At 60.0% G+C, this 13,078-nt stretch carries 11 protein-coding genes and 2 pseudogenes; 3 read left to right on the top strand and 10 right to left on the bottom strand.

What is annotated here, in order from left to right; all coding sequences use genetic code 11:
• Position 1: 1 nt before the first annotated feature.
• Positions 2-1,147 carry an efflux RND transporter periplasmic adaptor subunit gene (locus tag ACTZWY_RS10515; RefSeq protein ID WP_444790656.1) on the bottom strand — a complete coding sequence of 382 codons (1,146 nt, stop codon included), beginning with the start codon at positions 1,145-1,147 and terminating at the stop codon, positions 2-4.
• A 68-nt stretch (positions 1,148-1,215) separates the two neighbouring features.
• Positions 1,216-1,557, bottom strand: a complete 342-nt coding sequence (locus ACTZWY_RS10510) for a hypothetical protein (RefSeq protein WP_444790655.1) — start codon at positions 1,555-1,557, stop codon at positions 1,216-1,218.
• 204 nt (positions 1,558-1,761) lie between these two features.
• On the opposite strand from ACTZWY_RS10510, the gene ACTZWY_RS10505 reads away from it, so the two are divergent.
• Positions 1,762-2,406: a TetR/AcrR family transcriptional regulator gene (locus tag ACTZWY_RS10505; RefSeq protein WP_444790654.1), complete on the top strand. Its 645-nt coding sequence runs from the start codon at positions 1,762-1,764 to the stop codon at positions 2,404-2,406.
• Between the two features lie 48 nt (positions 2,407-2,454).
• Here ACTZWY_RS10505 and ACTZWY_RS10500 read toward each other — a convergent pair whose 3' ends face one another.
• From ACTZWY_RS10500 to pip, 7 genes and pseudogenes are all read right to left on the bottom strand, one after another.
• A complete protein-coding gene (locus ACTZWY_RS10500) occupies positions 2,455-2,979 on the bottom strand; it encodes a flavin reductase family protein (RefSeq protein ID WP_444790653.1) in 525 nt (174 codons plus the stop codon).
• Between the two features lie 328 nt (positions 2,980-3,307).
• Positions 3,308-5,215, bottom strand: a pseudogene (gene infB, locus ACTZWY_RS10495) (translation initiation factor IF-2); the annotation flags it as partial.
• 65 nt (positions 5,216-5,280) lie between these two features.
• Positions 5,281-5,818: pseudogene (locus ACTZWY_RS10490) on the bottom strand (translation initiation factor IF-2 associated domain-containing protein); the annotation flags it as partial.
• Positions 5,815-6,447, bottom strand: coding sequence for an RNA-binding protein (locus ACTZWY_RS10485; protein WP_444790652.1), 633 nt, complete (start codon positions 6,445-6,447; stop codon positions 5,815-5,817). The gene ACTZWY_RS10485 and the pseudogene ACTZWY_RS10490, both read right to left, overlap by 4 nt.
• A gap of 16 nt (positions 6,448-6,463) precedes the next feature.
• Positions 6,464-8,071, bottom strand: coding sequence for a transcription termination factor NusA (gene nusA / locus ACTZWY_RS10480; RefSeq protein WP_444790651.1), 1,608 nt, complete (start codon positions 8,069-8,071; stop codon positions 6,464-6,466).
• A 3-nt stretch (positions 8,072-8,074) separates the two neighbouring features.
• A complete protein-coding gene (rimP, locus tag ACTZWY_RS10475) occupies positions 8,075-8,674 on the bottom strand; it encodes a ribosome maturation factor RimP (RefSeq protein ID WP_444790650.1) in 600 nt (199 codons plus the stop codon).
• A 121-nt stretch (positions 8,675-8,795) separates the two neighbouring features.
• The gene (pip, locus tag ACTZWY_RS10470; RefSeq protein WP_444790649.1) at positions 8,796-9,788 is read right to left on the bottom strand and encodes a prolyl aminopeptidase; all 993 of its coding nucleotides are present in this window, start codon (positions 9,786-9,788) and stop codon (positions 8,796-8,798) included.
• A gap of 66 nt (positions 9,789-9,854) precedes the next feature.
• On the opposite strand from pip, the gene ubiG reads away from it, so the two are divergent.
• On the top strand, positions 9,855-10,616 hold the full coding sequence (ubiG, locus tag ACTZWY_RS10465; protein WP_444790648.1) for a bifunctional 2-polyprenyl-6-hydroxyphenol methylase/3-demethylubiquinol 3-O-methyltransferase UbiG: 762 nt from the start codon (positions 9,855-9,857) through the stop codon (positions 10,614-10,616).
• On the opposite strand, the gene ACTZWY_RS10460 is transcribed toward ubiG, so the two are convergent.
• Positions 10,607-11,410 carry an undecaprenyl-diphosphate phosphatase gene (locus tag ACTZWY_RS10460; RefSeq protein ID WP_444790647.1) on the bottom strand — a complete coding sequence of 268 codons (804 nt, stop codon included), beginning with the start codon at positions 11,408-11,410 and terminating at the stop codon, positions 10,607-10,609. The genes ubiG and ACTZWY_RS10460 overlap by 10 nt on opposite strands.
• A 208-nt stretch (positions 11,411-11,618) precedes the next feature.
• Between ACTZWY_RS10460 and ACTZWY_RS10455 the strand changes: the two genes are divergently transcribed.
• On the top strand, positions 11,619-13,061 hold the full coding sequence (locus tag ACTZWY_RS10455; RefSeq protein WP_444790646.1) for an NAD(P)-dependent oxidoreductase: 1,443 nt from the start codon (positions 11,619-11,621) through the stop codon (positions 13,059-13,061).
• Positions 13,062-13,078 lie beyond the last annotated feature (17 nt).

The following is a 13,078-nucleotide window of genomic DNA, read 5'->3' as shown; positions in this document are numbered from 1 at the left end:
TTCACTCCGACTGCGCCAGAACAAGCTGGCCAGGGGTTACACGGTCCGGCGCCTCGGCCACGATGCGCGCACCGGGGGGAAGCGCCCCGCGCAGGAACACGCGCGTGCCCTCTGTATGGATCACCTCGACCGCCGCAGACAGGGTGCGGTCGCCCATCGCCGTGGTTTCCACCGCCATGACCGACCATGACCCGCGCACCCCTTCGCGCAAAGCGCCAAGCGGGGCCCAAAACCCCGCAACATCGACCACCTGCGTCAGCAGCAGCGCGACCGTATCGCCCAGAACCGGCGCAGCACTTTCGGGCAGGGTCAGAACAACCGACCGGCTGCGGGTGTTGGGGTCAAGATCGGGTCGGATCTGACGAAGAGTGGCCTCCATCAGCGCGCCGTCCAACGCGACGGTGACAGTGCCCCCCACCGCCAGCCCGGCGGCCAGTTCCGGCGGCAGTCCGACACGGGCGCGCGCAGGCTGCGTGTCGAACAGCGCCAGAACAGTTTGCCCTGCTGCCGCTGTCTGTCCGGGGTCGGCCATGCGCGCGCCAATGCGGGCGGGGTATGGCGCTGTCAGCACGGATTTTTCCAGCCGAACATTAACGCCCGCGATACGCGCGCGCACAGCCGCCATCCCGGCCTCGGCCCGCGCCAGTGTCAGCCGCGCTTCGTCCTGCGCAGCAACCGAGCGAAAGCCGCGCTCCGTCAGCGCATCGCCCCGCGCCAATGTCAGGCGGGCCAATTCGGCGTCGGCAGCAAGGGCGGCCAGTTCCGCCTGTAGCGCCGCGCGTTCGGGGGTCAGGGCGGTGGTGTCCAGACGCGCCAGCACCGTGCCTGCGGCCACCACATCGCCTTCCTCGACCAGCATTTCGGTAATGCGCCCGCCCAGTTCAAAGCCCAGATCGACCTGCGCCGCAGCCTCGATCTGGCCCGTGAACCGGCGGGCGACAGTGTAGCCTTGCGCCAGTTCAACCGACATCACCCCCACTGCGGTTCTTGGCGCCGCACTACCGGGGGCGACATCGCGTGTGGCGGCGATCAGGGAATACCCGCCAATGATGGCCGCCGCAGCGCCCCCGCAAACCATAAGCGTGACTGTCACGGTCAGAACCCGACCAAGCGCCGTTCGAATAGCGGATGTCCTACGCTTGGTCATGGATGGAGTGCTCCGATAAAGTTAGATATGCTTACATATGTTAGAATCACTCACTTTGGCAAGGTGAATCAGACATTACGCCCGTGATCACGCCAAATGGCATTGATTTCAGACCAATCGGGAATTCGATCTGTCTGATAGCCAACCACCTTGCCCGTTGCGATGCTGGGAAACAGTCGCATGGCCTCAAGATGCGGACCCGTGGTCAGATAGGCCCGCATGGCGTCCTTGTCAGTCCAGACTGAAAGCGTGTGATGAACGCCGTTGATGGTGCGCGCGTCGGCCGAGATATTGCCGGGGGCATTACGCGCTTGCACCATGGATTTGATCGCATGCGACCAGAAGGTCGGGATATGCCAGACCCGCCGCACCTGCAATCCGGTGATGGAGACATAGACACTTTGCTGCATCGGGCGCACCTTTCAGGGTCAAGCGGGGTCAGCCCGCCTGCGGGATGCGGGCGCGCAGGTCTGGGGCGGGGGGTGCCGCGCGAGATGTTTGGCAGATGCAGGAGCTGGACGGAAAGTCTTGCACTTGCGTGTATATGTAAGAAGTGCTAACTTCTGTCAAGATGAAAGTGAACGCCACTCACTTTAAGAAAAGGCCCAACCACAATGTCGAATGACACGTCACCAACTGATGCTTCCGCGACCGTGACGCCCAAGACCGGCTATCACCACGGCGACCTGCGCGCGCAATTGATTGCGGCAGTTCGTGAACTGGTCGAAACGCATGGCCCGGATGGGTTTTCGGTGGCCGAGGCCGCGCGCCGCGCCGGTGTCAGTTCCGCCGCGCCCTACAAACACTTCAAGGACCGCCCCGAGATTTTGCGCGGCGTCGTCAGTGAAGCAATGGACCGCCTACGCGCCGCAATGGAAGCGGGGGCGGCTGCGCACCCTGTCGGATCACTGGAAGCGGTGGCGGCCATCGGGCTGGCCTATGTTGATTTTGCGCGCACCGAACCGGGGGTGTTCCGGTTGGTCTTTGGCCTGACGGAAGGGCATGAAAACGCCCCCGACCTGCAAGTAAAGGGCGAAGGCTGTTTTGGCGTGGTCGTGCTTGCTGCTGCCGCCTGTCTCGGCCTGCCGCCCAACACCCCAGAGGTTCAGCGCCGCGCCTATATGCTGTGGTCCTTCGTGCATGGCCATTCGTTCCTGCATATCGACATGAAAACCAAGGTTACCACTGCCCAAATCGACGACTGGGGTTACCTGATGACCATCAGCCGCGCAATCCTTGCGACTGCGGCGCAGCCATAACGCGGGTTGCGCGGCGGTATATGGCCCCGCCCGCACGAAGCGGGCACGTCACGGCTGCGGATAAAAACTGCCATATTTGCCCTGACTGAACACCAGCGGCTGGCCTGCGTTGCTGTGGCAGCGCAGCACATGCCCCACAATGATCAAGTGATCCCCGCCATCATGCGTGTCATGCAACGCACAATCGAACCGCGCCAAGGCACCGTTCAGAACCGGGACTCCTTCGGGCGTGACCACATGCGCCAGCCCGTCAAACCCTGCACCTTGGCGACCAAAACGCGCGATCCAGTCTTTCGCATCATCACGCAGGATATGGACGGAAAAATGCGCCGCCTTCGCAAAATGCCCGAACCGGCTGGACGACCGCGCAGGCGACCATAGAATCAGGGGCGGATCAAGCGATAGCCCTGAAAAGCTGTTGGCGACAAATCCCATAGGGCCGCTTTCGCTGGCAATCGTCACCAAGGTTATGCCCGTGGCAAACTGGCCCAACGCGTCCCGAAAGGCCCGCGAATTGCTTGCATCTGGTATGAACCCCTGTTCCAGCACTGCGCCCCCGCTATTTGACTGCATGTCGCCTGCAGCCTGTCGGGGGTAACGGCTTTGGGACCGGACATCAACAGGTGCTGGGGCAAAGGGGGCGGTCACGGCATTCTCCGATAAGCTGACAAACGAAAGGGTGGAACGGCAACGCGGCAACCTGCGCGACAATGTGGGGCAGATAGGCCGTTTTGCAGGCTGGACAAGGCAATTTGTCGACAATTCCGCTGCGTCGCGCCCCTTGCACCAGCGCCCCCTGTATTTGAGCAGGGCATTTTTGCGCGCAGAATATGAAAATACCGCAACCACCTGCAGGGGGTTGCGGTATTTCAAACCAAAGGCGCTGCAGTGTCTGCACGGTTCAGGTCAAGGAACGCTCGACTTCCTCGCGCTCGAAAATTTCGATCACGTCCTTCACGCGGACATCATCATAGTTTTCAAAGGCCATGCCGCATTCTTGGCCAGACTGAACTTCCTTGACTTCATCCTTGAACCGTTTGAGCGTCTTGAGGGTGCCTTCGTGAATAACCACGTTGTCGCGCAGCAGGCGCACACCGGCCGAACGCCGCGCCACGCCTTCGGTGACCAGACAGCCCGCAACCTTGCCGACACCGGACACTTTGAACACATCGCGGATTTCGGCATAACCGATGAAGTTTTCGCGCACTTCGGCAGACAACAGGCCAGAGGCGGCGGCCTTGATGTCATCCACAAGGTCATAAATGATCGAGTAATAGCGCAGCTCAACGCCTTTTTGGTTGGCCGACTGGCGCGCAGACGCATTGGCCCGCACATTGAACCCGATAATCGGCGCACCGGATGCTTCGGCAAGCCCAACATCTGTATCGGTGATCGCACCCACACCATAATGCAGAACGCGCACGCGCACTTCGTCATTGCCGATCTTTTCAAGTGCCTGAACAATCGCTTCGGCAGAGCCCTGAACATCAGCTTTCAGCAAAACGGGCAATTCCGCAATGTCCTTGTCCGCCTTGGCCTTGGCCATAAGCTGTTCCAGCGTGGTGGCAGCCCCTGCGGCGGCGCGTTTGTCCTTGGCGGCTTGCTGGCGGTAATCCGCGATTTCGCGCGCCTGCGCTTCGGTTTCGACCACGTTGAGCACATCACCCGCTTCGGGGGTGCCATTCAGGCCCAACACTTCGACAGGAACCGATGGCCCGGCTTCCTTGACACGTTCGCCCTTGTCATTGACCAGCGCACGCACCTTGCCCCATTGTTCGCCCACAACGAAGATATCGCCCTGGCGCAATGTGCCGTTCTGCACCAGAACCGTTGCGACAGGACCACGGCCCACGTCCAACTGTGCCTCGATCACTGCGCCCATGGCCGCGCGATCGGGGTTGGCCTTCAGTTCCAGTATTTCGGCCTGAAGGGCGATGGCTTCCAGCAGGGCATCAAGGCCCATGCCAGTCAGGGCCGACACTTCGACGTCCTGCACATCACCCGACATCGCCTCAACCACGACTTCGTGCTGCAGCAACCCGGTGCGCACCTTGTTGGGGTCGGCTGCGGGCCTGTCGCATTTGTTGATGGCAACAATCATCGGCACCTTGGCGGCTTTTGCGTGATTGATGGCTTCGATCGTTTGCGGCATGACCGAATCATCCGCGGCAACAACCAGAACCACAATATCGGTCACATTCGCACCCCGTGCGCGCATGCTGGTAAAGGCCGCGTGACCGGGCGTGTCCAGAAAGCTGAGCACCGCACCCGATTCGGTTGTGACCTGATAGGCCCCGATATGCTGGGTGATCCCGCCCGCTTCGCCGGAAACCACATTGGTTTTGCGCAGCGCGTCCAGAAGGCTGGTCTTGCCATGGTCCACATGGCCCATAATCGTGATGATCGGCGGGCGTGGTTGCAGCAATTCGGGGGCATCCTGCACCTGATCGATCACTTGCTCCACATCCGAATCGGACACGCGCACCACTTTGTGGCCGAATTCCTCGATCAGCAATTCTGCTGTATCTGCATCAATCGACTGGTTCATGGTCGCCATGACGCCCATTTTCATCAGCGATTTGACAACATCGGCAACGCGTTCGGCCATGCGGTTTGCCAGTTCCTGAACCACAATGGTTTCAGGCAACTGCACTTCGCGCACAACCTTCTCGCGGCTTTGGGACTGGCCCATGGCCTTCTGGCGGGCGCGTTCCTGCTTGCGCTTCATCGCAGCCATGGACCGCTGGCGCCCGCCCTCGCCCGAAAGCGCGTCTTTCAACGTCAGCTTGCCGGACCGGCGGCTTGCATCGTCGCGCGGCTTCGCGGCACGGGCCTGACGGTCATCATCAGGGCGCTTGGGGGCCTTGCGGGCATCGGCGGAAACCGGGCGCGCCCGTTCGGACAACGGCGCTTCAGGCGCTGTTGGCGCAGCGGCGGGCTTTGCGGCTTCTGCAGCGGCGGCGGCTTTGCGTTCTTCGTGAATTTCGGCTTCAGCGCGCGCGCGGGCTTCTTCATCCGCTTTTGCGCGCAGGGCTTCTTCGCGTTCGCGTTCTTCACGCTCGCGCGCTTCAGCTTCGTCACGGCGGCGTTGGCGCTCTTCTTCGCGCGCCTGTTCTTCGGCGGCGCGAATGGCCGCATCTTCGACCTCGCGGGATTTGGCAGCGGCAAGCGCCTTCAGGCGACGTTCCATTTCCGCATCAGAAATACCGGCCGGGCGCCTTGCAGGATCAGGGCGCGGCGTCGCGCTGCCAGAGGTTTGCGCGCTTCCCGGCGTTCCGGGTTTCGGCACCACAACACGCTTGCGCTTCTTTTCGACCACCACAGATTTGGTGCGCCCATGGCTGAAGCTCTGCTTCACCTGGCCGCCTTTGCTGCCAAGTCCGAGTGGTTTTTTTCCGTCAGTATCGCTCATGCGTTCGTCTTGTCCTCTCCGGCGGTCGTTCCGCCGATTACCTTGCGCAGTCCGGCCAGTCTTGCCGCTTCCTGTACAACAGCTTTGCTCAGTCCACCAGAGCGAAGCGCGGCATGTATCACATGTTCCCGCCCAAATGCAAAACCCAATTCTTGCGCATTCAGGCACCCAATATAGCTGTTCTCCCCATCGGGGGGGCGTAATTTTGTCTTTCCGCGCGTTGATCCATCGCTTGCCTGGATCAACACATACATCTGGTCTTTCAGCGCCAGATCGCGGCATTTTTCATAGCCCGCCACCGCCAGCCCGCCCTTGCGCGCCAATGACAGCAATTCCAGAACCCGCTTCGCCACAAGCTGTTCGACCAGATCAACCAAACCTTCGGGCACGGTGACCTGCTGCCGCGCGGCGCGCGAAAAAAGTTTCTTGGCCTCTGCCCGCGCCAGTGCATCGCGCGTGGCGCTGACCCATATTCCGCGGCCCGGCAGCCTGGCGGCCAGATCAGGCACAATCTGGCTGTCGGGGCCAACAACAAAGCGGATCAAACCACCAGCCGGCTGTGACTGCCCGGTGGCGATACAGCGCCGTTCCGGACCGTCTTGTTCCGTTTTCCTGCCGCCGCGGGCCATGCCTGCCTGTCCCTGCTCAGTCTTCCTGATCCGCTGGTTCCAGGTCGCTTTCATCGGCGCCCAGTTCGGACGGATCAACCCAGCCCAACATGACGCGCGCGGTCATGATAAGATGCTGCGCTTCTTCCAGGCTCATGTCAAAGCTTTCCAGCAACCCTTCATCCTTGACGCGGTTCCCGTCAACGCTTGTCCAGCCGCCTGCAAGTTCCCAATCCGCGCAAGTTGCAAAATCTTCCAGCGTCTTGATGCCGTCTTTGGCAAGGGCTTCGACCATTTGCGGGGTCAGCCCCTCAAACCCGATCAGGCTGTCATCAACGCCCAGCGCGCGGGCATTTTCCAACGCGGCTGTGGCGATCGCTTCCAGCTTCTCGCGCGCGCGGGTTTGCAGCTCCTCGGCGGTGTCTTCGTCGAACCCGTCAATCGCCAGCAATTCGTCCAGATCTACATATGCCACTTCTTCAAGCGAGCTGAACTCCTCGGCGACCAGAAGCTGGGCCATCATTTCGTCGATGTCCAGTTCTTCCATGAACAGGCGCGTGCGTTCCGCGAATTCCGCCTGACGGCGTGCCGAATCATCGGATTCGGTAACAATGTCGATATCCAGCCCCGTCAACTGGCTGGCAAGGCGCACATTCTGACCGCGACGGCCAATCGCCAGCGACAATTGTTCGTCAGGCACAACAACTTCAATCTTGCCCGCATCATCATCGATGACAACCTTGCTGACTTCTGCAGGTTGCAGCGCGTTGACAAGGAAGGTCGCCTGATCTTCGGTCCAGGGGATGATGTCGATCTTCTCGCCCTGCAGTTCGTTGACCACGGCCTGAACGCGGCTGCCGCGCATACCGACACAAGCGCCCACCGGGTCAATGCCCGAATCATGGCTGATGACGCCAATTTTGGCGCGCGAACCGGGGTCACGGGCAACGGCCTTGATCTCGATGATGCCATCGTAAATTTCGGGCACTTCCATCTTGAACAATTCGGCCATGAATTCCGGCGCTGTGCGCGACAGGAAAATTTGCGGCCCGCGCGCTTCGCGGCGCACATCCTTGACATAGCAACGGATGCGGTCGCCGTTGCGGTAGCTTTCGCGGCCGATCTTTTCATTGCGGCGCAGCACCGCTTCACCCCGGCCAATGTCGATGACAAGGTTGCCGTATTCTTCGCGCTTCACAACGCCGTTCAGAATGGTGCCTGCACGGTCCTTGAATTCCTCATACTGGCGGTCGCGTTCGGCTTCGCGCACCTTTTGCAAGATCACCTGCTTGGCGGATTGTGCAGCAATGCGGCCCAGTTCCACAGGCGGCACCTGGTCGCTGATTTCATCGCCAATCTTGGGGTCATCCAGATAAGGCGCGGCCTGCGCAACAGTCAGTTGCGCATGATGGTTTTCCAAGTCCTCATCAGCAACGACTGTGCGCACGCGGCTGAAGGTTGCAACCCCTGTCCTGCGGTCAATATGGACGCGAATATCCATATCCGCGCCATAGCGGGACTTGGCCGCCCGTGCGAGGCTGTCTTCCATCGCCTGAACGACCAGTTCAGGGTCGATCATTTTTTCGCGGGCCACAGCTTCGGCTGTTTGCAGAAGTTCAAGCTGGTTGGCAGAGGTGATTGCCATGTCTCAGTGCTCCTCTTGGTCCGCACCAGTGTCGGGCGCGTCCGTTTCAATCTGGTCAAACTTGCTTTCGTCAATGGCGCCACTGTCTTTGCGTGCGCGCAGCATTTCAGCGATCAATTCATCGGTCAGCACAAGCTTGGCATCTGACAGCCAGTCAAATTGCAGGCCAATGGTCAGCGCTTCGCCGTTTTCTTCGATTTCGATCAGGACTTCATCGCCGTCAATACCAGCCAGAATGCCCCGGAAACGGCGGCGCCCGTCAATCAGTTCCGTGGTTTCCACCCGCGCTTCATAGCCGTTCCAGACATCAAAATCCTTCAGGCGGGTCAGGGGGCGGTCAATGCCGGGGCTGGACACTTCCAGCACATAGGCATCCTCCAGCGGGTCCTCGACGTCAAGAACCGCGGAAACCGCTGTTGAGATTTTCGCGCAATCTTCAACTTCTATCCCGCCCTGGGGACGGTCCGCCATAATTTGCAGTGTGCGGGTTTTGCCCGACATCACGCGCAGACGCACCAGTTCAAACCCCAGTCCTTCGATGACGGGGGCAACGATGGCAGCGACACGCTGGTCCAGTGTGGTTTTGGCGATCAGGTCGCTCATGCAGCCCTCCTGAGGGGCAAAATAAAAAAACGGGCCGCGCGGCCCGTTGGTTTTTCCGGTGGGCCTTCACAGGCGCCGCTGTTGGCAGTGATATAGGGCGGTGCCGCCGAAAACGCAAGCGCTAAAGGTTCAGGCGGTGCGCGTCGCTGCGCAGATGGTTCATAACGCGCAAAAGCTCGGCGCTTATCCCCGGCTCGGACAAGGCATGTCCGGCCACCGGCACCATTTCCAACCGCGACATGCCCCACGCGGCGTGCAGGTCCCACGCTGTGCTGGGCGGGCAGATCATGTCATAGCGCCCCTGAACAATGGTGCCGGGAATATGGCGCATCCGGTCCAGCCCGTTCATCAGGGCGCGGTCCCCGCCCAGAAAGCACCCGTTGCGGAAATAGTGGTTTTCCAGCCGCGCAAAGGCGCGCGCATAGGTGCTTGGCGCATCCGCACTGTCAAGCCCACGGGTTTCAATGGACGCCAGCGCATTTTCCCAGCGTGTCCAGCTGCGCGCAAAACGGTCTTCAAGCTGGCGGTCACCGCTGAACAGGCGCTTGCCATAGGCGTCTATCAGGTCATGCTGTTCATCTTCCGGCACAAGGCGCGTGAACTGCGCCCAAAGTTCGGGGAAAAACCGCCCTGCCCCGCCACCGTAAAACCAATCCAATTCTGCCTTGGTGCCCGTGAACACCCCGCGCAACACCAGATATGCGGCCCTGTCGGGATGGGCCTGCGCATAGGCCAGCGCAAGTGTCGCCCCCCAACTGCCACCGAAGACCACCCAACGCTGAATGCCCAATGTCTGACGAATAAGCTCAATATCAGCGATCAGGTGCTGAGTGGTGTTATGCTCAATACTGGCGGCGGGTTTGGACCGGCCGCACCCGCGCTGGTCAAACAGGATCGTGCGATAAGCCTTGGGGTCAAAAAAGCGCCGCATCGCGGGGCTGCACCCGCCGCCCGGCCCGCCATGCAGAACAACCACGGGAATACCATCCGGGCTGCCACATTGTTCGACATAGACCTGATGCCCATGCCCCACATCAAGCATGCGCTGGTCGAAAGGTTCTGGTATCGGGTAAAGAGCCGATACTGCGGTGTCATGTCCGGCAGACTTATCCATAAGACGGACTATATACCTGTAAACAGCTTACTGCCATATGCCATAGACGAAAAAACCGGAGTGCGCATGACCATATCAACAATCGACCCCGCCGAGGTCGCCAAATTCGAAGCAATGGCCGCCGAATGGTGGAACCCGCATGGCAAATTCAAGCCGCTGCACATGCTCAACCCCTGCAGGCTGGATTACATCACCCGCCAGATCGCGGCGGAGTTCGGGCGCGATATGTCTGCGCCCATGCCATTTGCGGGCCTGCGGTTGCTGGATATCGGCTGCGGGGGCGGGTTGCTGTCAGAGCCCATGGCGCGGCTTGGTGCCGATGTGGTGGGCGCGGACGCGGCAGAACGCAACATTCCCGTTGCGCAAATCCATGCTGAACAACAGGGGTTGGATATCGACTACCGCCACACCACCGCCGAGGCCATGGTCGACGCGGGCGAACAGTTTGATATCGTGCTGAATATGGAAGTGGTCGAACATGTGGCCGACCCGCTGGCCTATCTGACCGCGTGCCAGCACTTGCTGAAGCCGGGCGGGTTGATGATATGTTCAACGCTGAACCGGAACCCGAAAAGTTTTGTCATGGCGATTATCGGCGCCGAGTATGTCATGCGCTGGCTGCCCAAGGGCACGCATGAATGGTCAAAATTCATCACCCCCGATGAACTGTATGACCTGTTGCGCAAAGCGGGCTTTGACCCTGTGGACCGCAAGGGTTTCGTTTTCGACAAGCTGCGCTGGGACTGGTCCATTTCAGAACGTGACCTGTCGGTGAATTATGTCACCGCATCGATCAAACCATGCGCTGGTGCAGCCGATCAGGCATAAGCGACGACCAGCAGGACCGCGCCAAGCGCCAGTCGGTAAATTACATAAGGTGTAAAACTGACGGAGCGCAGAAGCTTCATCATGAAGACAAGCGCGGCCCATGCTGCGAAGAATGAAATAACGGCTGCGATGGCCCCGTCCTTCGCGGCCTGCCAATCGGCAATGCGCACCACATCCAACCCCATCAATGTGCCCGACGCAATGATTGTGGGGATCGACATCAACATTGACAGTTTCGCCGCATCATGGCGCGAATACCCCAGGGCGCGCGCCCCCGAAATGACGATCCCCGAACGCGATGTGCCGGGAATCAGCGCCACCGCCTGCCACAACCCCAAAACAAGGGCGTGTTTCAGCGTCCATTCCTGCGCAACGCGGGTCTGTTTGCCCATTTTGTCGGTCGCATACAGGACAATACCGAAAATAATCATCATCCAGCCAATCACGGCAACACTGCGCAACATGTCCATGATGCCCAAGACCTTGAATACAAGCCCCGCAATCATGACGGGAACCGTGGCGATCACCAGACAAAAGGCCAGAAACCCGCCCCGGTCATGCAGATCCCCGCGCAGCAAATTCGGCACCCCCCGCAGCGCAAGCCCCACATCTGCGCGGAAATACCAGCACACCGCGAACAAGGTGCCGACATGGACCGCCACATCGATGACAAGGCCCTGATCCTCCAAGGACGTCAGCGCAGGCAGCAAAATCAGATGACCCGAGGACGATACCGGCAGGAATTCGGTGATGCCCTGAATCATCGCAAGCAGGAAAATATGGAAAAAGGTCATGATGTCCCCGGCATTTTTCGGCAAGCTATCCTAATGAAGTCTGAGCGCAAACAGATATATACGACAACCCTTATGACCTAAAATTCGCATCAAACTGACTTTTTCTTGCCAACCGGCCCAAAAATAATCGATTTAGGTCAGTATTAGTGACTTTTCTTTGGTTTCGACCTTGGCTAAGACACAAACTCTGAATTCTGGAGGATCAGCCATGGCCAAGCAGCAAATGCTCCGTTTTGTGACCGTCGAACGGGAAACACCCCCCAAACGCCCGGCGGACGCGCGGACCGAGGATTTCGGTGAAATCTACCGCGAGTTTGCCGCCGAAAAGGCAGCAGAGCAAGCAGGGCGTTGCAGCCAGTGCGGCGTTCCCTATTGCCAAAGCCACTGCCCGTTGCACAACAACATCCCCGACTGGTTGATGCTGACCGCCCAAGGGCGGTTGCAGGAAGCCTATGAAGTGTCGCAGGCCACCAACACCTTCCCCGAAATCTGCGGGCGCATCTGCCCACAAGACCGGCTGTGCGAAGGCAATTGCGTGATCGAACAATCCGGCCATGGCACCGTGACCATTGGTGCGGTTGAAAAATACCTGACAGATCTGGCATGGCAGGAAGGCTGGGTGAAACCCGTTATTGCCAGCACCGAGCGCGCGGAATCCGTGGGCATTATCGGCGCAGGCCCCGGCGGCCTGGCGGCAGCAGATGTGCTGCGCCGCGCGGGTGTGCAGGTGACGGTCTATGACCGCTATGACCGCGCGGGCGGGCTGATGACCTATGGCATTCCCGGCTTCAAGCTGGAAAAGCCCGTTGTGATGCAGCGCATCGAACAACTGGAACAGGGCGGTGTTGAATTTGTGCTGAACTGCAATGTCGGCGAAGATATAAGTTTTGACGCCATTCGCGGCAAACATGATGCCGTGCTGATTGCCACAGGTGTTTACAAGGCCCGCGACCTGAATACACCCAACGCGAACGCAACCGGCGTGCTGAAGGCGCTGGATTTCCTGACGGCGTCAAACCGCAAAAGCTTTGGTGATGATGTCGCGGAATTCGATTCGGGCGCATTGGACGCGCGCGGCAAGCGGGTTGTTGTCATCGGGGGCGGTGATACGGCCATGGATTGCGTGCGCACCGCCATCCGCCAAGGCGCGACATCAGTAAAATGCCTGTATCGTCGTGACCGCGAAAACATGCCCGGTTCGCGCCGCGAAACCCAGAATGCCGAAGAAGAAGGTGTCGAATTCGTCTGGCTGGCCGCCCCTGCCGGATTTGTCACCAGCGATGATGGCAGCGTGACGGGTGTTCGTGTCCAGAAAATGCGTTTGGGCCAGCCCGACGCAACCGGCCGCCGCTCCCCCGAGGTGATCGAGGGCGCCGATTACACCGAAACCGCCGATATGGTGATCATGGCGTTGGGTTTTGAACCCGAAGACCTGCCAACGCTGTGGGGGGTGCCCGACCTGCCGGTAACCCGCTGGGGCACGGTGCGCGCGAAATTCAACACGCATGAAACCGACATGCCCGGTGTCTGGGCCGTGGGCGACATCGTGCGCGGGGCCAGTCTGGTGGTCTGGGCCATTCGTGACGGGCGTGAAGCTGCGCAATCGATCCTGAATTATCTTTCGGCACCCGCACAGGTTGCTGCCGAATAACCGCATTCCGATCAAAG

It is taken from the genome of Roseinatronobacter sp. NSM (assembly GCF_052379845.1).
Lineage (GTDB): Bacteria > Pseudomonadota > Alphaproteobacteria > Rhodobacterales > Rhodobacteraceae > Roseinatronobacter.
Note: the sequence above shows the minus strand (reverse complement) of the source record. Positions and strands in the feature narration are given on the sequence as shown.